Raw genomic sequence first — 23,739 nt, 5'->3', positions numbered from 1 at the left:
TGTATTTCCAATGGCTTATGTTATCAGCGATGCCTGCATCAGCTGCGGTTCCTGCGCGGATGCCTGCCCCGTGGGTGCCATTTCTCAGGGTGACGATCACTATGTGATCAACGCCGACGCTTGTCTGGACTGCGGTTCCTGCGCGGATACCTGCCCCATGAGCGCCATTTCTCAGGGCTAATTACTTAAAAAACAGCGCCCGGTATGCAGGGCGCTGTTTTTTTACATTTGTTAATATAATATTAAAAATTAGATTTCATTGTTTTTCATATTGATTTTTCTCAGAGAAACGGTTATACTATGGTCACAATAAAAGCTGACATCATATTCGGCATGTTGAAAGGAGCGTTATGTATGCGCAGCAACGCCGTTTCTCTCCCCTCTCCCTCCATTCAGAACATCCCCGACTTCACCCTCCCCGTCCGGCCCCGGCGCAAGAAGGAGGTCCGGGACCCCTATGACGGGCTGCGGCCCTGGTCGGCCATCACCCACGGGGTGGGAGCCGTTCTCTCCGCCGTGGGCACCGTAGCCCTGCTGCTGCGCTCCGCCGCGTTGGGCAGCGCCCTGGGATTTTGGGTCTTTCTCATCTATGGCCTGTCCATGACGGGGCTGTACACCGCCAGCACCCTCTATCACTGCGTGAACACCTCGGTGGCCGGGCGCATCGCCCTGCGGAAGTATGACCACTGCTCCATCTATCTGCTCATCGCGGGCAGCTATACCCCCGTGTGCCTGCTGGGCCTGAAAAACAGCGGGGGCGCCGCCCTGCTGGCGGTGGTGTGGGCGGTGGGCCTGCTGGGCATGATATTGACCATCGCCAAGCTGTCCATCCCCCGGTGGCTCACCAGCGCCATCTATCTGTTCATGGGCTGGCTGGCCATCTTCGCCATCGTCCCCCTGCACCGCTCCCTGCCCGAGGTCGGCTTTGCCTGGCTGCTGGCCGGGGGGCTGCTGTACACCGTGGGCGGCGTGCTCTATGCCGCCAAGTGGCCCGGCCGGAACAACCCCCGCTTCGGCTGCCACGAAATTTTCCACCTGTTCATCCTGCTGGGCAGCATCGCCCATTTTGTGATGATGTACACGGTGATTGCCTTTCTGTAATGCTATAACGGCATAAAAACAGCGCTCTGAAAAAAATCAGAGCGCTGTTTTCTTATGTCAAATCTCCGTCAGCTTCTTCATCGGCTCCACCTCGCGGCGGAACACCCGGCGGAGGAACAGGGCGCTGAGGGTGACGGCGAACAGCTCCGCGATTGGGAAGGCCCACCACACCGCGTCCAGCCCCTGAATGCGGGAGAAGACAAAGGCCACCGGCAGCAGCACCACCAGCTGGCGGATGACGGACACCGCCAGACTGAGCACCCCGTGGCCCAGGGCCTGGAACACAGAGGAGCAGACCACGCTGAACCCGGCCAGCAGGAAGCTGAGGGAGATGGTCCGCAGGGCGGGGACGCCGATGGTCAGCATGTCGCTGCCCGAGTCCTCCGCCATGAACATCCCCAGAAACACGTCGGGAATGAGCTGGAAGGCCAGCAGCCCCAGCAGCATAATGCCCACGGCGTACATCACGCTGAGCTTGATGGTCTTCACGATGCGCTCCGGCTTTCGGGCGCCATAGTTATAGGCGATGATGGGCACCATGCCGTTGTTCAGGCCGAACACGGGCATGAAGATGAAGGATTGCAGCTTGAAGTATACGCCGAACACCGCCGTGGCCGTGGCGGTGAAGGCCAGCAGGATCTGGTTCATGCCGAACACCATCACCGAGCCGATGGACTGCATGGCGATGGAGGGCAGGCCCACGCTGTAGATGCCGCCGATGATGGGGGCGCTGGGCCGCAGATTCTCCAGGCGGAAGTGGACGTCGTGATTTTTCCGCAAGTTAAAGGTCAGGGCCAGCAGCGCGCCGCAGACCTGGCCGGTGACGGTGGCCAGGGCCGCACCCGCCACCTCCATCCGTGGAAAGCCGAACAGGCCGAAGATGAGGATGGGGTCCAGGATGATGTTGATGAGGGCACCGGTGGCCTGGGTAATCATGGTGTAAAAGGTCCGCCCGGTGGCCTGGAGGATGCGCTCCAGGGTGATCTGGGCGAACATGCCAAAGCACATGCCGCAGCAGATGGTGAGATAGTCCCCGCCATAGCGGACGATGGTCTGGATGTCCGTCTGGATGGCATAGAACCGCCGCCCGCAGGTCAGGCCGAAGATCATGAACACCAGGCAGCTGATGGCAGCCAGCAGCAGGCCATTCATGGCCGTCCGGTCCACCTTGTCCTGCTCCTTCTGCCCCAGGCTGCGGGAGAGCAGGGCGTTGATGCCCACGCCGGTGCCTACGCCCACCGAGATCATCAGATTCTGCACCGGAAATGCCAGGGACACGGCGTTCAGGGCATCCTCGCTGAGCTTGGCCACGAACACGCTGTCCACCACGTTATAAAGGGCCTGGACCAGCATCGATACGATCATGGGCACAGCCATGTTCAGCAGCAGCCGATTCACCGGCATGATACCCATTTTATTTTCTCTCACGTTTTGCTCCAAATTTTCTTCCTCCTTTTCTCTTGAACCGCCCCCGGCCTTGGCCGGACAGGCCACAAAAGGAAGGCAACCTGTACCGGATCGACTTCGCGATCGGCAAGATTGCCTTCCAACGCATTTAACTTTCTAATTGACAGGCCATTACATCATCTTCACGGTGTAATAGACCACCAGGGCAAACAGCCAGGCCACCATGGCGAACATCAGGTAATAGGCCACGTTGCTGCCCAGGGCGGCGGCGGCGATCACCACCAGAACGCCCAGCACGCAGCTGGCCAGCACCAGAGCATAGGAGATGCCCTGGGGGGCCCACTGGACCTTCTTGCCCCCGGCCTGCATCAGCGCGCCGTCGCTCTTCTTCAGGCCCAGGGTGACCAGGGCCACCAGCACCGCGCCCACCAGGCACAGGGCCACATCCACCGTCATGCCGCCAAAGCGGACGAACCACAGACCCATGGCCCCAAAGCCCCCGGCGGTGACGGCCAGGAAGCACTCGGGCTGATAGAGATAGTAGACCAGGGCCAGGGCCGCCCAGGCGGGCACCAGCATGAACAGCATCCGCACGCCGTTCTTCTCATAGCTCAGGGTGACGTGGGCGCACACGGCCAGGGCCAGCAGGGCCAGACCCACCACCGCGGGCCAACCGGCGCGGCTCCCCTTGCGGAAGCACAGGGCCGACCACACCAGGGCCAGGATGCCCACGATGCCGCCGCCTACACGCAGAACGCGCATCACGTTCAAAATGGCCTCGGCCACGCCGATCTCCGCCGGGTAAAAGTTGATATACCAGCGGTTGACCACCATCAGCAGGCACTCTAACAGAACCGCTCCCACGACCCACAGCAGGCCGCGGTTGAGGTCTGCGTCCTCCTGACGCAGGCGGACCTCTCTTTGATTTTTATCCATTCGCGTTCAATCTCCTCAAATCGGGGCGAGGGGTTCGCTCCGGCTAAATTCGTCTTTTTCTGCCCAGGGCATTACTGCCCATATGTCCTTATATTTTATCAGATAGTCCCTATTTTTGCAAGACCTAAAAATTTTATCCCACCGGAGCTGTATCCAAAGCAACGGGCAGACGCCGCAGCGGCGTTTTTGTCTGCGGCGTCTGTGTCCTCTTGTTATGTTCTCTCGTTCAAACAGGCCCCCAGCTGCCGGCGCAGCAGGTCACGGGAGATCTCCATGTTCAGCCGGTTGTCCTCCACCAGCAGCACTCGCAGGCCCGCCGCATTCAGGGCCTCCGCCTTGACCGGGGCCTCCCGGTCAAGGTCGGCCTGGCCGCCCACCTTCAGAGGGAGGTCCCACACAAATTCCGAGCCCTTTCCCAGCTGGCTGCGGCAGGAGATGGAGCCGCCCATCTCCTCCACCAGCCGCTTGGTGATGGCCAGCCCCAGGCCGGAGCCCTCCGCCTGGGCGCTGGCCCCGTTCCGCTCCCGCTCAAAGGTGTCGAACACGTGCCGGCAGAATTCCTGGCTCATGCCCACCCCTGTGTCCTTTACCGAGCACCGATAGGTCGCCCGGCCATTCTCCGCCGGGCCCAGCTGCCGGACAAAATAGCGGATGCTGCCCCCGGCGGGGGTGTATTTCACCGCGTTGCCCAGGACGTTCAGCTCGATCTGCTTCATTTTCAGGGCGTCGAAAAAGGCGATCTCGTTCTGGACGTCCCAGGACACCTCCAGCTTCAGGCCCTTTTTGTTCACGTCGGCGGCGAAGATGCACTTCACGTCCTCCAGGGCATCGGGGATGCGGTGGGCCCGCAGGTCCAGCTGGGACTTGCCGCTTTCGATGCGGGCCATGTCCAGCACGTTGCCGATGAGCCGCAGCAGATGCTCCCCGGACAGGTTGATCTTTTGCAGGCAGTCCCGCACCCGGTCCGGCTGGTCCAGATACTTCTCCGCCATGGAGGAGAAGCCCATGATGGCGTTTAAGGGCGTGCGGATGTCGTGGGACATGTTGAAGAGGAAGACGCTCTTGGCCCGGTTGGCGGCCTCGGCGGCCTCCTTGGCCTGCTTCATGGCCCGGGTCTGCTCGGTCACGTCCCGGATGCCCACCAGCATGTGGGGCTGGCCGGGGCGGCTGAGGTCCAGGGTGTTCTTGCTCAAAAGCCGCCGGGGCTGGCCGGAGAGCACCGCGTCATATTCAATGTAGATCGTCTTTTGCTCCGCCAGGACCTTTTTCAGGTTAGACAGCCGGTTGATCTGAAGAAAGCGCTCCCGGTCCGCGGGGCTGACCACGCTCTGGGCATAGCTCTCGACGCAGTGCTCATAGTCATAATCCCCCTGGGCCCAGTCGGCCAGGGCCGTGCCCTGATACAGGCGGAACTGCTCCTCCTTTTTGGTGGTCAGGTCCACGTCGATGAGACAGAGATAGTCGTCGGCCACGTCGGCGATCTTTCCGTCGCTGGTATAGCTCTCCCCGGACCGGTTCACAAACCGGATGCGGTCAAAGCCGGAGCGGGCCTCCAGCTGCCGCAGATGGTCCATGTCCACCTGGGGGGCGGTCAGCGCCTGGCCATACAGCCATACAGATAGGCGATGGAGGAGATGGCGTCCTGCCGGTCCTGAAACACGTCCCGGGCGTGCTGGGCCGTGCGGTCAGACAGCTCGCCGATGTATTTGTTGATCTGCTGCATCTGCCGGGCATAGTTCTCCTGCTGGGTCAGCAGCAGAATGGCAAAGACCGCCACGATGAGTATCACGATATTGGCCCACATATGCCGCATGAGCTTTTTGTCCTGTTCGACCATTGCGCTCCTCCGTTCTCTCCCTGCGTTAAGGGCGGCGGCATGGGCACCTGGGTATGCTGTCTCATTTTATTATATCGGTCCCGCCGGGGCTTTTCAAGGAAGTATCCAGAAAAAGCGTTTTTTTCTCTGAAACCGGTTGACCCCGGGGAGAAAGCCTGATATAATCGTCGGGTAAAATTCAATAGCCTTATCAAGAGTGGTTGAGGGACCGGCCCTATGACGCCACGGCAACCTGCTTTTTGGGGCAAGGTGCCAAATCCGGCGAAGCGTATCGCAAGATGAGGGTGTGAAGGCTGTTCACGCTCCGTCTGGTACGGAGCGTTTTTTCATCCTCCCGACAAGAAAGGAAATTCAAAAATGGCAAAAAGATTGTTTACTTCCGAGTCCGTTACCGAGGGGCATCCCGACAAGATCTGCGACCAGATCTCTGACGCGGTGCTGGACGCCATCCTGGCCAAGGACCCCCAGGCCCGGGTGGCCTGCGAGACCACGGTGACCACCGGTCTGGTCCACGTGATGGGCGAGATCACCACCTCCTGCTATGTGGACATCCCCAAGATCGCCCGCCAGGTGGTGCGGGACATCGGCTATGACCGGGCCAAGTTCGGCTTTGACTGCGACACCTGCGCCGTCATCACCTCCATCGACGAGCAGTCCCCCGACATCGCCATGGGCGTGGACAAGTGCCTGGAGGTGAAAGAGGGCGAGCAGGACGACGGTCTGGACAACGGCGCCGGCGACCAGGGCATGATGTTCGGCTATGCCTGCGATGAGACCCCCGAGCTGATGCCCCTGCCCCTGTCCCTGGCCCACAAGCTGTCTATGCGCCTGACCCAGGTGCGCAAGGACGGCCTGGTGAACTACCTCCGGCCCGACGGCAAGACCCAGGTCACCGTGGAGTATAACGAGGACAACAGCCCCAAGCGCATCGACGCGGTGGTCGTCTCCACCCAGCACAGCCCTGAGGTGGACTTAGAGCAGATCCGCCGGGACATGATCGACCTGGTCATCAAGCCCATCCTGCCCGCCGACCTGCTGGACGAGGAGACCAAGATCTATGTCAACCCCACCGGCCGCTTTGTGGTGGGCGGCCCCCAGGGTGACTCCGGTCTCACCGGGCGGAAGATCATTGTGGACACCTATGGCGGCAGCGCCCCCCACGGCGGCGGCGCTTTCTCCGGCAAGGACCCCACCAAGGTGGACCGCTCCGCCGCCTATGCCGCCCGCTGGGTGGCCAAGAACGTGGTGGCCGCCGGTCTGGCCCGGCGCTGCCAGGTGCAGCTGGCCTATGCCATCGGCGTGGCCCACCCCGTGTCCATCCGGGTGGACACCTTCGGCACCGGCACCGTGTCTGACGCCCAGCTGGAGCAGGCCGTGGAGAAGACCTTTGACCTGCGTCCCGGCGCCATCATCCGGGACCTGAAGCTCCGCCGCCCCATCTATCGCCAGCTGGCCGCCTATGGCCACTTTGGCCGGGACGACCTGGACCTGACCTGGGAGAAGACCGACCGGGTGGACGCCCTGAAGGCCAACCTGTAAGCAAATTGGAACTTGACCGCCGCCGCGCAGAAATTTTCTTCTGCGCGGCGGTTTTTTCTTGACAAATTCCTCCCGTTGTTTTATTATAACACCGTTATATAACACTGCTATATTTCTGAGAATGATCTGAAAATAAGAGGAGGCCCGCCTATGAGCGCAGAACATCTCTCCACCCTGGAGCGCATCCACGCCGCCGCCCGGGACGAGTTTTTGGAGAAGGGCTTTCAGGAGGCCTCCCTGCGGAACATCGTCAAGACCGCCGGGGTGACCACCGGGGCCTTCTATGGCTACTACGGCAGCAAGGCCGAGCTGTTCCGCGCCCTGGTGGGGGAGGTGTACGACACCATCCTGGCCACCTATCAGGCCGCCTTAGACGCCTTTGCCAGCCTGCCCTTAGAAAAGCAGCCCGAGCAGATGGGTAAGATCAGCCGCCAGTGCATGAAGGACATGCTGCAATATATGTTCGCCCACCGGGACGCCTGTCACCTGCTGCTCCGGTGTGCCGAGGGCACCAAATACGCCTTTCTCATCGACGAGATCGTGGAGCGGGAGGTGGACTCCACCCACAAATACTACCAGACCCTGGCCCAGCTGGGCCAGCCCGTCCCCCCCATCGACCCCTGGCTGGAGCACATCCTGGTCACCGCCATGATGAAGGGCTATTTCGAGATCGTCCTCCACGACATGCCCCCCGCCGCCGCCCAGCGCTATCTGGAGGAGCTGAATGACTTCTTCACCGCCGGCTGGGCCAGGATCATGGGGCAGGCGTAAGAGGTGACTGTCATTCCGAGGAGCGCAGCGACGTGGGAATCCGTAACTCTCGTCCCTTGGCCCCCTTGTTAAAGGGGGCTGTCAGCGGAGCTGACTGAGGGATTCCGGTTTTAGGACAGCTTTCCTGTGGTCGGAATCCTTCCGTCACGGGCTGCGCCCGTGCCACCTCCCTTTCACAAGGGAGGCTGATGTTGCGGAGAACGGATTGCCACGTCGGGCTTTGCCCTCCTCGCAATGACATATCCCCGCGCTTTTTCTTTTGTCTATCAGTTAGCTTTTGCTAACCATAGAATATCTCTCATCTTTTTACCACTTAGTTTTAGGAGGTATGCCACTTGAAAAAATCGTCCGATCTCTCCCGGCTGCTGGGCTATGCCGGGGGGCGGCGGGTGCTGACCTATCTCTCCTGGGTCCTGTCCGCCGTCAGCGCCCTGGTGGCGCTGGTCCCATTCTGGTACATCTGGCGCATCTTAAAGGAGGTGCTGGAGACCGCCCCCGACTTTGCCGCCGCCATCCACATCGTCCCCTGGGGCTGGCGGGCGGTGGGCTTTGCCGTGCTGTCCGTCCTGCTGTACATCGCGGGGCTGATGTGCTCCCACCTGGCCGCCTTCCGCATCGCCACCAATCTGCGCCTGGCCCTCACAGAGCACATCGCCCGCCTGCCCCTGGGGCAGATCCAGGTGTCCGGCAGCGGCAAGCTCCGCCGCATCATTGCCGACACCGCCGGGGCGGCGGAGACCTTTTTGGCCCACCAGCTCCCCGACCAATACCGGGCCATGGCCACGGTGGCCGGACTGCTGGTGCTGCTGCTGGCCTTTGACTGGCGGCTGGGGCTGCTCAGTCTGCTGCCCGTGGCCCTGGGCTTTGCCTGTATGTCCACCATGACGGGCAAGTCCATGCAGGAGAAGATGACCGAGTATCAAAACGCCCTGGCCGACATGTCCAACCAGGCGGTGGAGTATGTCCGGGGCATCCCCGTGGTCAAGACCTTTGGCCAGACGGTGTTCTCCTTCAAAAAATTCAAGGACACCATCGACAACTACCAGCGCTGGACCATCGCCTATACCAAGCAGCTGCGGGGGCCCATGACCGCCTATACCCTGGCGGTGAACAGCGTGTTCGTTTTCCTGATCGTGGGCGGCTTCTGGCTCTCCGGCAAGGGGGTCACGGCGGCGTTGCTGCTGGACCTGCTGTTTTACATCATCATCACCCCGGTGATCTCCCTCACCCTGTCCAAGCTGATGCTGATGAGCGAGAATACCATGCTGGTGACCGACGCCCTCAAGCGCATGGACGCGGTGCTGAATGCCCCCGCCCTCAGCCGCCCGGCCCGGCCCCAGTCCCCCAAGGACAGCGCTGTGGTCTTTGACCACGTCACCTTCCGCTATGACGGGACGAAAAACGCCCTGGAGGATATCTCCCTCACCATCGGCGCGGGGGAGACGGCGGCGCTGGTCGGTCCCTCCGGCGGCGGCAAGTCCACCCTGGCCAGCCTGGCCGCCCGGTTCTTCGACCCCACCTCCGGCGCCGTGTCCATCGGCGGGGTGAACGTGAAGGACATGGACCCCGGCCAGCTGATGAACACCGTGTCCTTTGTGCTGCAAAACAGCCATCTCATCAAGGCCAGCATCCTGGACAACGTGCGCCTGGGCCGCCCCGACGCCAGCGAGACCCAGGTGATGGCCGCCCTGGAGCAGGCCCAGTGCATGGACATCATTGAAAAGTTCCCCCAGGGGGTCCACACCGTCATCGGCAGCCAGGGGGTCTATCTCTCCGGGGGCGAGATGCAGCGCATCGCCATCGCCCGGGCCATTTTAAAGGACGCCCCCGTCCTCATCCTGGACGAGGCCACCGCCTTTGCCGACCCGGATAACGAACGGAAGGTCCAGGCCGCCCTCACCCGCCTGGCCCAGGGCCGCACGGTGCTGATGATCGCCCACCGGCTGTCCACCGTCACCGGGGCGGACAAAATTTTCGTCCTGGAGGAGGGCCGCCTGGTCCAGCAGGGCAGCTTTGTCCAGCTGAGCCAGAGCCCCGGCCTGTTTGGCCGCATGTGGAACGAGTATCAGCAGTCGGTGGCCTGGAACGTGGCAAAGGAGGCTTGAACCATGAAACAAAAATTACAGCGCCGCTTCGCCTTGTCCTCCAAGGGGGCGGACGACACCATCCGCGGAAGTCTGTTCTGCGCCCTGCAAAATGTCGCCTTTATGCTGCCTGTTGGCCTGCTCTACTGCCTGGTGCGGGACCTGCTGAACGGCGGCCTGGCGGGCCGGGGCGGTTTCTATCTCATCGCCTGCGTGGCCTGCTGCCTGTTCATCGTGGTCAGCACCTGGCTGCAATATAACGGCACTTTTTTGGCTACCTACGTGGAGACCGGGGTGCGCCGGGTCAGTCTGGCCGAGCAGCTGCGGCGGCTGCCCCTGTCCTTCTTCGGGAAAAAGGACCTGGCCGACCTCACCGCCTCCATCATGAACGACTGCGCTGTGCTGGAGACCAGCCAATCCCACTTCGTCTGCCCCCTCATCGGGGCCTGTATCTCCACCGTTCTCATCGCCCTGAGTCTGCTGGCCTTTGACTGGCGCATGGCCCTGGCCGCCGTGTGGCCCCTGCCCGTGGCCTTTGCCATCGTGGCCCTGGCCGCCCGGGTGCAGGAGGGCCTCTCCCGCCGGTCTATGGCCGCCCGCATCGCCTGCGAGGACGGCATCCAGGAGTATGTGGAGACCATGGCCGACCTGAGGGCCAACAACGCCCAGGATACCTATTTCCAGGGCCTGGCCGGAAAGATCCGGGCCATGGAGCACCGGGCCATTATCTCGGAATTCGGCACGGCCACCTTTGTGGTGTCCGCCGGGCTGGTGCTGCGGCTGGGTATGGCCACCACCGCCCTGGCCGGGGCCTGGCTGCTCACCCGGGGGGAGCTGGACGTGCTCACCTTCTTCCTGTTCCTGCTCACCGTCTCCCGGCTGTATGACCCCCTGGAGGGCAGCCTGCAAAACCTGGCGGCCATCATCGCCACCAGCACCAACATCCAGCGGATGAACGAGATCATGGACTGCCCCGTTCAGACCGGGGCCGAGCAGCTGACCAACAGCGGCTGCGACGTCACCTTTGACCACGTGGGCTTTGCCTACAACGACGGGGAGGCCGTCCTGCGGGACGTGTCCTTCACCGCCCGCCAGGGGGAGGTCACGGCCCTGGTCGGTCCCTCCGGCGGGGGCAAGACCACCGTGTCCCGCCTGGCCGCCCGGTTCTGGGACGCCACCCGGGGCAGGATCACTGTGGGCGGCATGGACGTATCCCAGATCGACCCGGAGACCCTGATGGGCCTGTACTCCATCGTGTTCCAGGACGTGACATTGTTCAACAACACCCTGATGGAGAACATCCGCATTGGCCGCAAGGACGCCACCGATGAAGAGGTCCTCTCCGCCGCCCGCCTGGCCAAGGTGGACGAGTTTGCCGAAAAGCTGCCCGACGGCTGGAACACCAACATCGGGGAGAACGGCTGTCAGCTCTCCGGCGGCGAGCGCCAGCGGGTGTCCATCGCCCGGGCCTTTTTAAAGGACGCCCCCATCATCCTCCTGGACGAGGCCACCGCCAGCCTGGACGTAGAGAACGAGACCGCCATCCAGACCTCCCTGTCCCGGCTCATCCAGAACAAGACGGTGCTGATGATCGCCCACCGGATGCGCACTGTGGCCGGGGCGGACAAGATCGTGGTGCTGAAGGACGGCGCCGTGGCTGAGGAGGGCTCCCCCGCCCAGCTGCGCCAGTCCGGCGGCATCTTCGCCCACATGGAGCAGCTCCAGCAGGAGAGCAGCCAGTGGAAGCTGGGGTGAACCCGGCTTTCGGCGCTCCCCTGCAAGACAGCAAAACGCCCCCGCCGCTGTTTTTGCGCAGCGGCGGGGGCGTCTGTTTTGATTTGGTTTTACTCCGCCTGCCATCACTCAATGGCGATAGTAGTGGTCTTGGGCAGGGCCTTTTCACCGGCCTTGGGCACGGACAGCTTCAGGATGCCGTCCTCATACTTGGCGGAGACCTCCTCGGGCTTGACGGCCTCGCCCACGAAGAAGCTGCGGCTGCAGGCACCGGCGTAGCGCTCCTGGCGGATGTACTTGCCCGCCTTGTCCTGCTGGTCCTTGTCAACGCCCTTGGCGGCGCTGATGGTCAGGTAGCCGTCCTTCAGGTCCACGTTGACCTCGTCCTTCTTAAAGCCGGGCAGGTCCACATCCAGCTCATAGCTGTTCTCGGTCTCCCGCACATCGGTCTTCATCAGGTTCTTGGCGTGCTTGCCATACAGGGGGTCGTGGCCGTGGACATTCATCATACCAAAGGAATCAGAGAAGAAATCATCGAACAAATTCTCACCAAAAATGCTAGGTAACATAATTATTCCTCCATTCAACTTGAAACCATTCTCAGGCCGTCCGGCCAAGCCGGACGTTGTCGAATCTTGTTACCGCTGTTTGTTATTTCATCGTTCCTCCTGGGGGACTCTCTCAAGCCCCTCTCTCTTGGAACAACTATATCATAGCACCAATTTTAGCAGAGTCAATAGGAGAGTGCTAATATTAACAAAATAAGCGATGTTTGTTCATAATTTATGCGATTTCCGGCGAGATATCCCATTTTTCTTCCAGATTTACCGCCGCACCAGCTCCAGCAGGGCCGCTTTTTCGTTGGGCAGACGCTCTGACAGAACGGCCTCTAAACACCGGTCCAGGGCCTGACCGATCTCCGGGCCTTTCAATCCCAGCTCCAGCATGTCCCGGCCATTCACCGCCAGGTCCTTTTTCTGAAAGCAGGCCCCCTCCGCCAGCAGCCGGTCCAGGACGGCCTGGGCCCGGTCCAGCTCACTCTGTCGCCCGGCGGCCAGGGAAGACTGAGCGGCGTTGTCCGCCCGGTGGAGGGCGATGAGGTCCGCCGTCCCCTCCGGCCCCAGCCGGGCCAGCAGGCGGCGGACGGGGCGGCGCTCCGGGATAATGGGCCTGTCGTGAAGGGCCACCAGGGCCACGATCCTCCGCCGGGTGTCTGTGTCAAAGCGCAGGCGGCTCAGGATATTCCCGGCCAATCTGGCGCTCTCCTCCCCGTGGTCATAGAAGTGGCCCACGCCCTTTTCGTCCAGGGTGAAACAGGGCGGCTTGCCCAGGTCGTGGAGCAGGGCGGCCCACCGCAGCACGGGGTCCGCCGGGGCGGCGTCCACCGCCGCCAGGGTGTGACGCCACACGTCTTTATCGTGCCAGGGGTTGCGCTGGTCAAAGCCGAAGGTGGGTGCTATCTCGGGCAGCACCTGGGCGGCCACCGGGGCATAGTCCTCCAGCACCCGGCCTGCGTTCTGGCCACACAGCAGCTTGGTCAGCTCCTCCCGCACCCGCTCGTGGGCGATGTCGTCCAGCAGGGCCCGGCAGCGCACCAGGGCCGCCCCGGTGCGCTCCTCGATGCGAAAGCCCAGGACGGCGGCAAAGCGCATACACCGCAGCATCCGCAGGCCGTCCTCCCGAAATCTCCGGTCCGGGTCGCCCACGCAGCGGATGAGGCCCGCCTTTAAGTCCTCCCGACCCCCGTGGAGGTCGATGAGTCCCTCTTGGGGGTGGTAGGCCATGGCGTTGATGGTGAAGTCCCGCCGCTCCAAGTCCCGCTCCAGGCTGGGGGTGAAGGACACCCCGTCGGGGTGCCGCCCGTCGGAATAGGTCCCGTCCACCCGGAAGGTGGTGATTTCCAGGGGTAGGCCGTCCAGCAGCACCGTCACCGTGCCGTGCTTCAGCCCCGTCTCGATCAGGCGGAAGCCCGCGAACACCCCTTCTGTCTCCTCCGGCCGGGCGCTGGTGGTCAGGTCAAAGTCGGTGACGGTTCCCTTTCCCCGCAGCAGCTCCCGCACCGCGCCCCCCACCACATAGGCCCGGTGCCCGGCGGCGTTCAGCATACTTATGGCCCGCAGCACCTGGGGCGGCAGATCGTACATGGCAGCTTCCTCCTCGCGTTTTCTCGTGCTGTTCCAGTATAATGCCCGGCCCGGTCCCCCGTCAATCCCGCAAAAAGCCCGGCAGGACCTGATATCCCGCCGGGCTTTCGTTCTTTTTTATGCCGCTTTTATAGCGCCTCTTTGTAATGCTGGAACTTTTGGATGAGGTAGCGCCCCACGTCGTGGAGGTATTTGGCCGAGGTGGCGTAAAAACCATCGTCCATCCCCTCGTACAGGTGCAGGGCCTCGAAGGTGAAGTCACCCTGATAGTCGATCTCCGCCAGTGCGCGCATCACGTCGTCCCAGTCGATCTTCCCCTGGAAGGGGATCAGATGGCCGTCCGTTCTGAAGTCATTGTCGTTCAGGTGCAGGGCCCGGACCCGGCTGCCCATCACCCGGATGGTGTCGCCGCAGTCCTCCCCGGTGATCCCGGCGTGGCCCGTGTCGATGCAGCAGGTGAAGTTGTCCGGGTCGTTCAGCTCGTCAAAGAACTGGGCATACTCGTGGGGGTCAGAGAACATGTCGGGCACCAGACAGCCCCGGCGCTGGTCCTCGCCGAACATATTCTCCAGGCACATCTTTACGCCGAACTGCTTGGCATAGGGCTGGAGCAGGTGGTAATACTCCCGGTTCAAATCCCAGATGATGTCCGCGTTGCTCTTCCCCGGCGCGCCCCGGTGGTGATAGGGCAGGTGGTGGACCGGATGGACCACCATGTGGGGGATGCCCAGCAGGGCGCAGGCCTCCATGCACCGGATCTGCATAGGTAGGATCTCCCGGTTCCAGTCGGGCAGATAGCTGGTGTGGAAGATGAAGGGGGCGTGGGCCTGGTTAAAGTAGACCCCGTTGTCCTTGGCCATCTGGACCACCTCTTTGGCATAGTCCTGATAGCCGTCCCGGTTCCAGGGCATCTCCCCCCGCTCCATCCAGGGCGTGAACGTATAGTCGATGGCGTCAAAGCCCGCTTTGGCCAGGATCTCAATGGCCCGCCGCTCGCCCACCAGGGAACGCAGGGCCCCGTTTTCTGTGGAAAGGATCATAGATAATTTCCCTCCAAATTTTTTATTTCTTGCTCTTCATCCGCTTCTCCGCCACCATGTTGCTGAGGATGGGGAAGAAGAGCATAAACACCGCCAGGATCAAAATGGCGCAGGAGATGGGCCGGGTGACAAAGACGAAGGGGTTGCCTGCGGACAGGATCAGAGAGCGGCGCAGGTTGGTCTCGAACAGCTTGCCCAGCACCAGGGCGATGCACAGGGGCGTGACCGGGAAGCCGAAGCCCTTCATAAAGAAGCCGATCAGGCCGAAGGCGATCATCACAAAGCACTCGAAGATGTTGTTGTTGATGGCGAACGCGCCCATCATGCACATGACCACGATGCAGGGGGTCATGATGGACTGGGGGATCTTAGACACCTGGGCGAACAGCCGGATGCAGGCACTGCCCTGGATGAACATAAAGATGTTGATGAGGAACAGCCCGCCCATGATGGCATAGACCCAAAAGCTCCCGCTGGAGAACAGGTTGGCCCCGGGGGTGATGCTCTGCATGGTCAGGGCACTGAGCAGGATGGCCATCACCGTGTCCCCGGGGATGCCCAGGGTGAGCATGGGGATCATGGCGCCGCCGGTGACCGCGTTGTTGGCCGCCTCCGCCGCCAGGATGCCCTCGATGGAGCCGTTGCCATACTCCTCCGGGTGCTTGGAGGCCCGCTTGCTCTCGTTATAGGCGATCATGGCCGCCTCCGCGCCGCCGGTGCCGGGCACGCTGCCCACCACGGTGCCGATGATGGCGGACTTCAGGATCAGCTTCCAGTGCTTCAGCAGATCCAGGGTCTTCACGTGGGCCTTGGTCACCGGCGGGACCTTTAACGACTCGTCGCCCTTGACATACACGTCCCGGCAGTTCACCAGCACCTGGCACAGGGCATAGGCCCCCAACATAGAACTGACGACTTGAATGCCCGAGAGCATGTAATAGCTGCCGAAGGAGAAGCGGTTGGTGCCGAACACCGGGTCTGCCCCCACGCAGGACAGGATCAGGCCAAAGGCGGCGGACATGATACCCTTGATGACGTTGTTCAGGCTGTTGCCCTCCAGGCCGATGGCCGCCGCGATGCCGAAGGTGCAAAGGGCGAAATACTCCGGCGAGCCGATCTTCAAAATGACCTTGGCCAGCTGGGGGGCGAAGAAGCTCAGGGCCACGCAGCTGAACAATCCGCCGATGGTAGAGGCCACCAGAGCGCATTTCAGGGAGTCCCCCGCCCGGCCCTTCCGGGCCAGGGGATAGCCCTCCAGGGCGGTGCAGACGGCGTTGGCCGTGCCCGGGGTGTTGATCAGCGTGGCGGTGATGGAGCCGCCGTACATGCCGCCGCAATAGGCGCCCAGCAGCAGATACATGGCCGGAAGGGACTCCATGTGAAAGGTCATGGTCATCAAAACCGTGACGGCAAAGGCCACGCTCAGTCCGGGCATGGCCCCGATGATGATGCCCACGGCCAGGCCGATGTTCATCATCAAAAGATTATCTACGGTGAAAATACTTTGTAATACACTCATGATCGGCCCTCCCCCTTAGCGAATGGGGACCAGCAGGACACACCGGAACAGCAGGTACATCACTGCGGCAAACGCATAATAGATCCCGTAATAGCTCCACTTTCTGCACCCCACCGCGAACAGGATCACCGGGGGCACGATGACCGTAGCGGGGATGAACCCGATCTGGATGAACAGCACCGCATACACCAGGATCAGGGCAAAGATGATAAAGGGGATGAACAGGCCCACCGTCTCCCGCCGGGTGCGGACCACGGGCTCCCGCACCGGCTTGCCCTCCGCCTTCACCGCCTTGCAGTAGTGATAGATGGCCAGGATCAGTCCGGCCAGAGAGGCCAGGATAAACAGAATGGTCACCGCGTTGGGGAAGGTATCCGGGGAGAAGGGCTCCGCGCTGGCCGTTTTGGACATGTAGATCTGGGTGGGGATGATCCACTTATAGAAGATCACGCCCACCACGGTGAATATCCCATACAGGATGATGTCTCCTCTTGCTTTTTTCGCGTTCATATGTACACCTCACTGGAAAAACACACGCACTGGCTGCATCGCGCTTGCTTTCTTGCTTTGAAAAGGGCCGGTCCCCGCCCCTCTCGGGTGGGGACCGGCCTTGTCGTTTTGACCTTGTGTTTACAGCAGACCGGCGGCGGTCAGCACGGTCCGGTTCGTCTCACGCAGCTCCAGCAGCATGGAGTTGGCCTCCTCGCTGGTATAGAGGTCGCTCTCCTCCAGCACGCCGAAGTAGTTGTCCCGGCACCAGTCCTGATAGCCCTGAGAGGTGACGGCGGCGTTGATCTTCTCGGTCAGATAGTCGCAGATCTCCTGGGGGGTGCCCTTCTTCACGGCGGCGGCCTTAAAGCCGATGTTGGCGCCCAGGCCCTCCACGCCCCACTCACCGGCGGCGGCCACGTCGGGGAAGTACTGGCTGCGCACGTCGTTCATGACCACGCCCACGGTGACGGCGTCGCCGGAGTTGGCATACTGGGCGGCAAAGTTGTCGTCAAAGGTGGCAAAGTCGATCTCGCCGGACAGATAGGCCTGGTACAGGGCGGGCGCGCCGTCGTAGGTGACCCAGGTCACGTTGTCCATGATGCCCATCTGGTCGAACATGGCGGCGGCGGCCACATAGCCAAAGCCGCTCATAGAGGGCACGCCCACGCTGAACTTGTTGCCGCCCTCCAGATAGGCCCGCATGTCATCGCTGTTCTGGATGCCCAGCTTGTCGCTGCAACCCAGCACGGCCAGCACGGGGGCGGTGATGAAGGTGAGCACGTCCCAGTCCTCCAGCTTATAGGCCAGGGTGTCGTTCAGCAGGGGCTGAGCGATGGTGGGGCCGTTGGACAGGATGGCCACGGTATAGCCGTCCGCGTCCCGGTTAAAGGCGTCCTGCAAGCCGATGGTGCCGGAGCCGCCGCTGATGTTCTCCACCAGGGTGTTCACGGGCAGGTCGATGTTATCCAGCATGGCCCGGCAGGACAGGTCCAGTCCGTCACCGGCGGCATAGGGGACCACAAAGGAAATGGTCTCGTTGGGATAGTCGCTGCCTCCAGTGGAGCCGCTGCCGGAGCCGGCAGACCCGGAGGAGGTGGTACCGCCGGAGCCGCCGGTCCCTCCACAGGCGGTGATGCTCAGGGCCAGAGCTGCGGCCAAAGCCAGGGCGATCCCTTTTCTCAGTTTTTTCATCGTTTCATTCTCCCTTCTTTTAAGTAAAGTTTCTTTCCGAAAGTATCTTTCTAAAAGGTGAATTCATCATACCACACTCTGTTTTTGATTGCAATATCCAAGCGTGTAAAATATCACTTAACATTTTTGTGCATTTAAACGATAAGTAAGGGGAGAGTAAAGCATAAGTAAAGTCCATGGCCGGACGTTCATTCCGGTCATGGACTTGGTGGTCTGTCTTTCTTTTTCAGGTCAGGCGGCAGCATGGGCCGGTCCGGGGGCGCTCACCCCCGGCGGAACCACTCCTTCATCACGTCGAAGATGTGGACCAGCTCCTCCTCCCCGATGACATAGGGGACCATGGAGTACATATACTTCAGGAAGGGGCGGCTGAATACCCCCCGTTCATAGGCAAACTGCTGGAAGCCCTCCAGGGTGGCCTCGTCATACACCTCCACACAGGTGCAGCCGCCCATGACCCGGACCTCGCGGATTCTGGGATCGGTAAAGCCCAGCATCTCCCGCTTGGAGATGGCCTCGATGCGGGCGATCTTGGACATATAGTCCTCCCGCTCGAAGATCTCGATGCCCTTCAGGGCGGCGGCGCAGGCCAGGGCGTTGCCCATAAAGGTGGGGCCGTGCATCAGGGCGTGGCGGTCGTTGTCGCTGTAGAAGGCCCGGAACACCTTCTCGTTGGCCACAGTGACGGCGTGGCCGATATAGCCGCCGGTGAGGGCCTTGCCCAGCACCAGAATGTCGGGCAGGACCAGATCGGCCACGAACCGGTGGCCCGTGCGGCCAAAGCCGGTGGCCACCTCGTCAAAGATGAGCAGCACGTCATACTCGTCGCACAGCTCCCGGGCCCGCTTTAAGAAGGAGATGTCGTACATCCGCATCCCCCCGGCCCCCTGGAGCAGGGGCTCCACGATGAAGCAGTTCAGCCGGTCGTGGTACTTGGCAAAGGCCTCCTCCAGAGCGGGGATCTCCGTGGGGATGTGGACCACGCCCTCCTTCTTGTCAAAGGCGAAGTGATAGTCCTCGTCGTCCCCAACCTCCATGGCCTTGAAGGTGTCGCCGTGATAGGCGTGCTCCAGAGCCAGGACCATGGTGCGCTTTTTCAGCTCGCTGCCGTGGTGGGCGTTGTCCAGCTGCATCACCATCCTGCGGTCATCCAGGCGGTTGGTGTTGTACTGAAGGGCCATCTTCAGGGCCACCTCCACCCCCACGCTGCCCGAGTCAGAGAAGAAGCAATAGTTCAGGTCGCCGGGGAGGAACTCCTCCAGCTTGGCCGACAGCTTCTGCACCGGGTCGTGGGTCAGGCCGCCCAGCATCACGTGGCAGAACTTGCCCGCCTGCTCCTGGATGGCGGCGGTGAGCTCCGGGTGCTTATAGCCGTGGATCATGCACCACCAGGAGGACACCGAGTCGATGAGCTTCTGGTCCTTGGTGTAGAGATACACGCCGTTGGCGTCCTCGATCTTATAGGGGGCCTTCATGGTCTTCATCTGTTCATAGGGATACCAGATCATATCATTTCACCTCATCATACAGCGCCGCCAGGGCCTGTCCGTCCATGGGGAAGCGCTCCATATCGTCCTGCACCAGCGCCAGCACGGGCAGCCCGGTGCGCGCCTTGCACATGGCCACGTTGTCCTCCTCCATCCGGTCCCCCGGGTGGAAGTGGTTGAAGATGATGCCCTTCACGGCCAGACCGTTGGCACGCATATACTCCGCCGTGAGCACCACGCTGTTGATGGTGCCCAGGCCCGCGTGGGCCACGATGACGCTGGCCAGGCCCAGCTGGCGCACCACGTCCTCCAACCACAGCTTTTCGTGCTCGTCATAGCGCAGGGGGCACAGGATGCCGCCGCTGCCCTCCACGGTCACGATCTCATGCCGGTCGCACACCGCCTGAAAGCCAGCCCGGATCACGGGCAGCTCCGGCGGGTTTCCCTCCGCCTGGGCGGCCAGATGGGGGGACCAGGCGTGCTCATACACATAGGGACACATGGTCTCCTCCCCCTGGTCCAGGTGGGCAAACTCCCGCACAAAGCGGGCGTCCCCGGGGATGAGGCTCCCGTCCGGGCGGCGGACGTTGCCGCTGACGGCGGCCTTATAATAGGCGGCGTTCAGGCCCGCGTCCTTCAGGGCCTTAGCCATCAGGGCGGCCACATAGGTCTTGCCCACGTCGGTGCCCGTGCCGGTGACAAACAGCGCTTTTGACATCTCTCACGCCTCCTTCCAATAGTCCGGGGTCACGTCCCGGCCCATGTCGGCCAGCATGGCCCGGTCGCTGCGGATAGTGGCACAGGCGGCGGTGGTGAGCATGTTGCCGGTGATGGTGGCCGAGGCCCCGGCTTTAAACGCGGTCTCCCCGTCGTTTGTCAGCAGGGCCCGCCCGGCGGCCAGGCGGATGTTGGCCTCGGGGTTGATATAGCGGAAGAAGGCGATGGTGCGCAGGATCTCGTCCTCGGTGAGCTGGGGCATATTTTCAAGGGGGGTGCCGGGGATGGGCATCAGGGCGTTGATGGGGATGGAGTCGATGCCCAGCTCCGCCAGACTGACGGCCATGTCCAGCCGGTCCTCCCAGGTCTCCCCCATGCCGATGATGCCGCCGGAGCAGGCGCACATGCCCTCCGCCTTCACCTTTTTCAGGGTCTCCACCTTCATGTCATAGGTGTGGGTGGTGCAGATGTTGGGGAAGTTCCGGCGGGAGGTCTCAATGTTGTGGTGATAGCTGGTCACCCCCGCCTGGTGCAGCCGGTGGAGCTGCTCCTCGTTGAGAAAGCCCATAGAGGCGCACAGGTCGATCTTGCACTCCCGGTGCATGGCCTCATAGGCCTGGATGGCCTGGTCAAACTCCGCCCCGGTGAGGGCCCGCCCGGCGGTGACGATGGAGAAGCGGTCCACGCCCTCCTGCTCGTTCAGCTTGCACACCCGCAGGATCTCCTCCTGGGGCAGGAAGTCATAGACTTCGCAGTCGGTGTGGTTGTGGGCGGACTGGGCGCAGTATTTGCAGTCCTCCGGGCAGCGGCCGCTGCGGCCGTTGATGATGGAACACAGGTCCACCTTGTCCCCCACGCAGGCGGCCCGGATCTCATCCGCCCCCCGGCACAGCTGGTCTAAATCACAGGTAAGAAAAAAGGACAGATCGTCCTGGCGGCCCAGCCGCCGTCCGTTGATGATCTCCTGGGCTAATGCGAGTACGTCCATAAGTAAAATGCTCCTCCTCAAAATCAGGCAAAAATCAGGCTTTTCTGGCCGCGGGGCGCAGGTCCGCCCCCAGCACGGGCTGCAACCGCTTGACCACGATGGCCGCCAGGATGCTCAGGGCGATGTCCCCAGGGATGGCCAGGATGCAGCAATACAGGATCAGGGGCCACAGGCCGATGGGGGAGGCGATGACATAGTTGCAGATGAGATAGTAATAGACCATGCCCACCACATAGACCACCGCCAGCCCGGCGAAGTTGGCCCCCAGATAGCCCAGCACCGTGGGCTTTTTCAGCCGCTGGGCCAGCAGACCGGTGACAAAGGTCCCGCCGCAGAAGCCGATGATATAGCCAAAGCTGGGCTTGAACACATACCACAGCCCGCCGCCCTCGGTAAAGATGGGCAGGCCCGCCAGCCCCAGCAGCATATAGGCCACGGTGGAGATGGTGCCCAGCCGCGGCCCCAGCAGCAGCCCGGCCAGCATGGTGAACAGATATTGCAGCGTGAAGGGCAGCACCGGGATGGGCACCCGGATAAAGGCCCCCACGGCGATGAGCGCCGTGAACAGGCTGCAATAGACCAGCGCTTTTGTCTTGCTCATTTGTAAACCCCCGTTTCATTCAATGTTTACGATTATACTGTGGTCGGCCCGCATTGTCAACTTATAATTTTTTACTGGTTTACAATTAAGCCAAAAAAGCCCCGCACGGCAAATGCTGTCGTGCGGGAGCGGTCTGCAAAGACGAATATTTTATTGCGCTTTCTCTTTGTCGCAGCACCGGGCGATGGCCCGCACCATCTCCTCCGGGCGGAGGGGCTTGGTCAGGTGGGCGTTCATCCCGGCGGCAAAGCACTTTTCCGCGTTCTCTTTAAAGGCGTTAGCCGTCATGGCCAGGATGGGGACTGTGGCGGCGTCGGGCCGGTCCAGGGCACGGATGGCCCGGGTGGCCGTCAGGCCGTCCATCACCGGCATCATCACGTCCATCAAAATGGCGTCGAAGGTCCCGGGCAGGCTGCTCTGGAAGCGCTCCACCGCCCGCTTGCCATTTTCGGCCACGGTCACCTGGGCCCCCTCATCCTCCAGCATGGTCTGGGCGATCTTGGCATTCAGGTCGTTGTCCTCCACCAGCAGCAGGCACAGGCCCCGGATGCTCTTCGCCTCCTCCGCCGCAGACTCGTCGGGCCGCTCCGGCTGTTGCTCCGGGGCGATCTCAAAGGGCAGGGTGATGACAAAGGTGGAGCCCTCCCCCTCCCGGCTGGTCACTTCGATGGTGCCGTTCATTTTCTCCACCAGGCCCCGGACGATGGTCATGCCCAGGCCCGTGCCCTGATAGACGCTGCGGGCGTCGGCGCGCTCCTGGGCGAAGGGCTCGAAGATGCGCTTTAAAAATTCCTGGCTCATGCCCACCCCGGTGTCAGAGATGGTCCAGCGGTAGGTGACTCTCCCGTGGGCGGCCCCAAGGCATTGGACCTGGGTGGTCACGCTGCCGCCCTCCCTGTTATATTTGATGCAGTTGCCATAGATGTTCAGGAATATCTGCCGCAGGTGCAGGGGACTGCCATACACCCATACGACAGGCAGCTCCTGGGCTTGGAACTCAAACCGGATGCCCGCCTCGGCGGTGCGCTCGCCGATGATGGTCCCCACCTCCTGGGACACGTCCGCCAGGCTCATGGGCTGGTGGGCCAGCTCGATATTTCCGTCCTCCAGCTTGCTCACTTCTAACACGTCGTTGATGAGGGACAGCAGATGGTCGGCGGCCACCAGCATCTTGTCGTGGTTGGCCCGCACCAGCTCCCGGTCTTCAAAGTGGTCCTTGTCGATCTTCAGCAGACCCATGATGCCGTTCAAGGGGGTGCGGATGTCGTGGCTCATGTTGAACAGGAAGGTGGATTTGGCCCGGTTGGCCGCGTTGGCGGCCACGGCGGCCTTTTGCAGCTTTTCCTGATATTCCATGTCCCGCTGCCGCTGGCGGCGGAGGATCATATAGCTCCACCCCGCCAGCAGAATGGACACCGCCACCGCCACGCAGGCGGTCTTAAAGCTGCTCTGGCTGCTCTTCTCCAGATAGGCATAGGTGTCCTCCATGTCCATCTCCATACACAGTGCCCCGATGATATCCCCGGAGCCGTCGCTGGACACCACGGGATAGCAGGCGGTGAAGATGTGGCCCCAGGTGGTGTCCACGATCTCGCTGGAATAGATGGTCTGGCCGTTCATGGCCGCGTCGATATAGGGGATCATCTCCTCCTCGATATAGGTCCCGGGATAGGCAAAGTCCTCCGCGTCTAAATCCAGGCCGTCGATGAGATAGATGAGCCTGCCGTCGTCCCCCCGCTTGGCCGTGTAGAGATAGCGGGTGGAGTTTAGGCGCCGCAGCTCGTTGAGCTCCTGCTGAAGCTCCTGATAGCGGGCCGTCTCCATGTCCGCTTTGGTGGTGATGGTCTGAAAGTCGTTCCGGTTGAACTTGTCCGACACCACCTGGTGGATCACGTCGGCACATTTGGTGTCCCGGGCCACGGCGGCCTCCTCCGCAATGCAGCCATAGCTCCGCTGCAAGACAACCGTGTACACCGAGATCATCAAAATCGCCGCCAGCAGCACGAAAATAATGGAAAACCCCAGCTGGCTTGTCTTTTTCATCGGCTCACCCCCGGCCATTTTTTGAAAAAACGGCTGCCTATGCGAGGAAAAACACTAGCACAAGCACCCGTTTGAGTAACACGTATTTCCAGTTATTTCATTATACTT

The 23,739-nt window shown here is 61.9% G+C and carries 21 protein-coding genes and 1 riboswitch; of the genes, 6 read left to right on the top strand and 15 right to left on the bottom strand.

The annotated features are described in order from the left end of the window. Window positions 1-10: 10 nt before the first annotated feature. Window positions 11-181, top strand: a complete 171-nt coding sequence (locus ACSAMP_RS07120; RefSeq protein ID WP_147560587.1) for a 4Fe-4S ferredoxin — start codon at window positions 11-13, stop codon at window positions 179-181. 173 nt (window positions 182-354) lie between these two features. After that, window positions 355-1,101 (top strand): PAQR family membrane homeostasis protein TrhA, encoded by a 747-nt coding sequence (gene trhA, locus ACSAMP_RS07115; RefSeq protein WP_457799966.1) that lies wholly within the window; start codon window positions 355-357, stop codon window positions 1,099-1,101. A gap of 57 nt (window positions 1,102-1,158) precedes the next feature. On the opposite strand, the gene ACSAMP_RS07110 is transcribed toward trhA, so the two are convergent. The 4 genes from ACSAMP_RS07110 to ACSAMP_RS07095 form a co-directional block, all read right to left on the bottom strand. Continuing rightward, on the bottom strand, window positions 1,159-2,514 hold the full coding sequence (locus ACSAMP_RS07110) for an MATE family efflux transporter (protein ID WP_457800066.1): 1,356 nt from the start codon (window positions 2,512-2,514) through the stop codon (window positions 1,159-1,161). 165 nt (window positions 2,515-2,679) lie between these two features. Then, window positions 2,680-3,444 (bottom strand): hypothetical protein, encoded by a 765-nt coding sequence (locus ACSAMP_RS07105; protein ID WP_457799965.1) that lies wholly within the window; start codon window positions 3,442-3,444, stop codon window positions 2,680-2,682. A 212-nt stretch (window positions 3,445-3,656) separates the two neighbouring features. Continuing rightward, window positions 3,657-5,018, bottom strand: a complete 1,362-nt coding sequence (locus tag ACSAMP_RS07100) for a sensor histidine kinase (RefSeq protein ID WP_457799964.1) — start codon at window positions 5,016-5,018, stop codon at window positions 3,657-3,659. A gap of 17 nt (window positions 5,019-5,035) precedes the next feature. Continuing rightward, entirely contained in the window at window positions 5,036-5,281 is a 246-nt protein-coding gene (locus ACSAMP_RS07095; protein WP_457799963.1) for a hypothetical protein, read from the bottom strand. 184 nt (window positions 5,282-5,465) lie between these two features. Continuing rightward, window positions 5,466-5,566, top strand: a riboswitch (SAM riboswitch). Between the two features lie 72 nt (window positions 5,567-5,638). Here ACSAMP_RS07095 and metK point away from each other — a divergent pair. The 4 genes from metK to ACSAMP_RS07075 all read left to right on the top strand — a co-directional run bounded on the left by metK (window position 5,639) and on the right by ACSAMP_RS07075 (window position 11,430). Next, entirely contained in the window at window positions 5,639-6,820 is a 1,182-nt protein-coding gene (gene metK, locus ACSAMP_RS07090) for a methionine adenosyltransferase (RefSeq protein ID WP_441795196.1), read from the top strand. Between the two features lie 150 nt (window positions 6,821-6,970). Beyond that, window positions 6,971-7,591, top strand: coding sequence for a TetR/AcrR family transcriptional regulator (locus ACSAMP_RS07085; RefSeq protein WP_457799962.1), 621 nt, complete (start codon window positions 6,971-6,973; stop codon window positions 7,589-7,591). 335 nt (window positions 7,592-7,926) lie between these two features. Further along, on the top strand, window positions 7,927-9,696 hold the full coding sequence (locus ACSAMP_RS07080; protein WP_457799961.1) for an ABC transporter ATP-binding protein: 1,770 nt from the start codon (window positions 7,927-7,929) through the stop codon (window positions 9,694-9,696). A 3-nt stretch (window positions 9,697-9,699) separates the two neighbouring features. Beyond that, window positions 9,700-11,430, top strand: a complete 1,731-nt coding sequence (locus ACSAMP_RS07075) for an ABC transporter ATP-binding protein (RefSeq protein WP_457799960.1) — start codon at window positions 9,700-9,702, stop codon at window positions 11,428-11,430. Window positions 11,431-11,534: 104 nt separating this feature from the next. Here the strand turns inward: ACSAMP_RS07075 and ACSAMP_RS07070 are convergent, their stop codons facing one another. The 11 genes from ACSAMP_RS07070 to ACSAMP_RS07020 form a co-directional block, all read right to left on the bottom strand. Beyond that, window positions 11,535-11,978: an Hsp20/alpha crystallin family protein gene (locus ACSAMP_RS07070; protein WP_457799959.1), complete on the bottom strand. Its 444-nt coding sequence runs from the start codon at window positions 11,976-11,978 to the stop codon at window positions 11,535-11,537. Between the two features lie 255 nt (window positions 11,979-12,233). After that, entirely contained in the window at window positions 12,234-13,553 is a 1,320-nt protein-coding gene (locus ACSAMP_RS07065) for a CCA tRNA nucleotidyltransferase (protein ID WP_441795192.1), read from the bottom strand. 128 nt (window positions 13,554-13,681) lie between these two features. Then, entirely contained in the window at window positions 13,682-14,593 is a 912-nt protein-coding gene (locus ACSAMP_RS07060) for a sugar phosphate isomerase/epimerase family protein (protein ID WP_147560644.1), read from the bottom strand. 22 nt (window positions 14,594-14,615) lie between these two features. Then, on the bottom strand, window positions 14,616-16,112 hold the full coding sequence (locus ACSAMP_RS07055; RefSeq protein WP_457799958.1) for a tripartite tricarboxylate transporter permease: 1,497 nt from the start codon (window positions 16,110-16,112) through the stop codon (window positions 14,616-14,618). A 15-nt stretch (window positions 16,113-16,127) separates the two neighbouring features. Beyond that, complete coding sequence (locus ACSAMP_RS07050; protein ID WP_457799957.1) at window positions 16,128-16,622, bottom strand: tripartite tricarboxylate transporter TctB family protein; 495 nt, start codon at window positions 16,620-16,622, stop codon at window positions 16,128-16,130. A 120-nt stretch (window positions 16,623-16,742) separates the two neighbouring features. Further along, window positions 16,743-17,795 carry a Bug family tripartite tricarboxylate transporter substrate binding protein gene (locus ACSAMP_RS07045; protein ID WP_457799956.1) on the bottom strand — a complete coding sequence of 351 codons (1,053 nt, stop codon included), beginning with the start codon at window positions 17,793-17,795 and terminating at the stop codon, window positions 16,743-16,745. Window positions 17,796-18,058: 263 nt separating this feature from the next. Further along, the gene (locus ACSAMP_RS07040; RefSeq protein WP_457799955.1) at window positions 18,059-19,303 is read right to left on the bottom strand and encodes an aspartate aminotransferase family protein; all 1,245 of its coding nucleotides are present in this window, start codon (window positions 19,301-19,303) and stop codon (window positions 18,059-18,061) included. A 1-nt stretch (window position 19,304) separates the two neighbouring features. Next, on the bottom strand, window positions 19,305-20,000 hold the full coding sequence (bioD, locus tag ACSAMP_RS07035; RefSeq protein ID WP_457799954.1) for a dethiobiotin synthase: 696 nt from the start codon (window positions 19,998-20,000) through the stop codon (window positions 19,305-19,307). A gap of 3 nt (window positions 20,001-20,003) precedes the next feature. Further along, a complete protein-coding gene (gene bioB, locus ACSAMP_RS07030) occupies window positions 20,004-20,987 on the bottom strand; it encodes a biotin synthase BioB (protein WP_457799953.1) in 984 nt (327 codons plus the stop codon). A gap of 34 nt (window positions 20,988-21,021) precedes the next feature. Continuing rightward, entirely contained in the window at window positions 21,022-21,588 is a 567-nt protein-coding gene (locus ACSAMP_RS07025) for a biotin transporter BioY (protein ID WP_457799952.1), read from the bottom strand. A 150-nt stretch (window positions 21,589-21,738) separates the two neighbouring features. Then, entirely contained in the window at window positions 21,739-23,631 is a 1,893-nt protein-coding gene (locus ACSAMP_RS07020; protein WP_457799951.1) for a hybrid sensor histidine kinase/response regulator, read from the bottom strand. Between the last annotated feature and the right edge of the window lie 108 nt (window positions 23,632-23,739).

Source organism: Flintibacter sp. SJQ-8 (assembly GCF_054108085.1).
The sequence above is the reverse complement of the archived record's forward strand: the minus strand, read 5'-3'. Positions and strand labels throughout refer to the sequence as shown.

What these genes read in the sequence shown, in the direction of transcription:
- ACSAMP_RS07065 (WP_441795192.1), bottom strand. Translation starts at nt 13,553, where the DNA reads ATGTACGATCTGCCGCCCCAGGTGCTGCGGGCCATAAGTATGCTGAAC.
- bioD (WP_457799954.1), bottom strand. Translation starts at nt 20,000, where the DNA reads ATGTCAAAAGCGCTGTTTGTCACCGGCACGGGCACCGACGTGGGCAAG.
- trhA (WP_457799966.1), top strand. Translation starts at nt 355, where the DNA reads ATGCGCAGCAACGCCGTTTCTCTCCCCTCTCCCTCCATTCAGAACATC.
- ACSAMP_RS07085 (WP_457799962.1), top strand. Translation starts at nt 6,971, where the DNA reads ATGAGCGCAGAACATCTCTCCACCCTGGAGCGCATCCACGCCGCCGCC.
- ACSAMP_RS07025 (WP_457799952.1), bottom strand. Translation starts at nt 21,588, where the DNA reads ATGAGCAAGACAAAAGCGCTGGTCTATTGCAGCCTGTTCACGGCGCTC.
- ACSAMP_RS07110 (WP_457800066.1), bottom strand. Translation starts at nt 2,514, where the DNA reads ATGGGTATCATGCCGGTGAATCGGCTGCTGCTGAACATGGCTGTGCCC.
- bioB (WP_457799953.1), bottom strand. Translation starts at nt 20,987, where the DNA reads ATGGACGTACTCGCATTAGCCCAGGAGATCATCAACGGACGGCGGCTG.
- ACSAMP_RS07055 (WP_457799958.1), bottom strand. Translation starts at nt 16,112, where the DNA reads ATGAGTGTATTACAAAGTATTTTCACCGTAGATAATCTTTTGATGATG.
- ACSAMP_RS07060 (WP_147560644.1), bottom strand. Translation starts at nt 14,593, where the DNA reads ATGATCCTTTCCACAGAAAACGGGGCCCTGCGTTCCCTGGTGGGCGAG.
- ACSAMP_RS07020 (WP_457799951.1), bottom strand. Translation starts at nt 23,631, where the DNA reads ATGAAAAAGACAAGCCAGCTGGGGTTTTCCATTATTTTCGTGCTGCTG.
- ACSAMP_RS07095 (WP_457799963.1), bottom strand. Translation starts at nt 5,281, where the DNA reads ATGGTCGAACAGGACAAAAAGCTCATGCGGCATATGTGGGCCAATATC.
- ACSAMP_RS07100 (WP_457799964.1), bottom strand. Translation starts at nt 5,018, where the DNA reads ATGGACCATCTGCGGCAGCTGGAGGCCCGCTCCGGCTTTGACCGCATC.
- ACSAMP_RS07105 (WP_457799965.1), bottom strand. Translation starts at nt 3,444, where the DNA reads ATGGATAAAAATCAAAGAGAGGTCCGCCTGCGTCAGGAGGACGCAGAC.
- ACSAMP_RS07075 (WP_457799960.1), top strand. Translation starts at nt 9,700, where the DNA reads ATGAAACAAAAATTACAGCGCCGCTTCGCCTTGTCCTCCAAGGGGGCG.
- metK (WP_441795196.1), top strand. Translation starts at nt 5,639, where the DNA reads ATGGCAAAAAGATTGTTTACTTCCGAGTCCGTTACCGAGGGGCATCCC.
- ACSAMP_RS07070 (WP_457799959.1), bottom strand. Translation starts at nt 11,978, where the DNA reads ATGTTACCTAGCATTTTTGGTGAGAATTTGTTCGATGATTTCTTCTCT.
- ACSAMP_RS07050 (WP_457799957.1), bottom strand. Translation starts at nt 16,622, where the DNA reads ATGAACGCGAAAAAAGCAAGAGGAGACATCATCCTGTATGGGATATTC.
- ACSAMP_RS07120 (WP_147560587.1), top strand. Translation starts at nt 11, where the DNA reads ATGGCTTATGTTATCAGCGATGCCTGCATCAGCTGCGGTTCCTGCGCG.
- ACSAMP_RS07040 (WP_457799955.1), bottom strand. Translation starts at nt 19,303, where the DNA reads ATGATCTGGTATCCCTATGAACAGATGAAGACCATGAAGGCCCCCTAT.
- ACSAMP_RS07045 (WP_457799956.1), bottom strand. Translation starts at nt 17,795, where the DNA reads ATGAAAAAACTGAGAAAAGGGATCGCCCTGGCTTTGGCCGCAGCTCTG.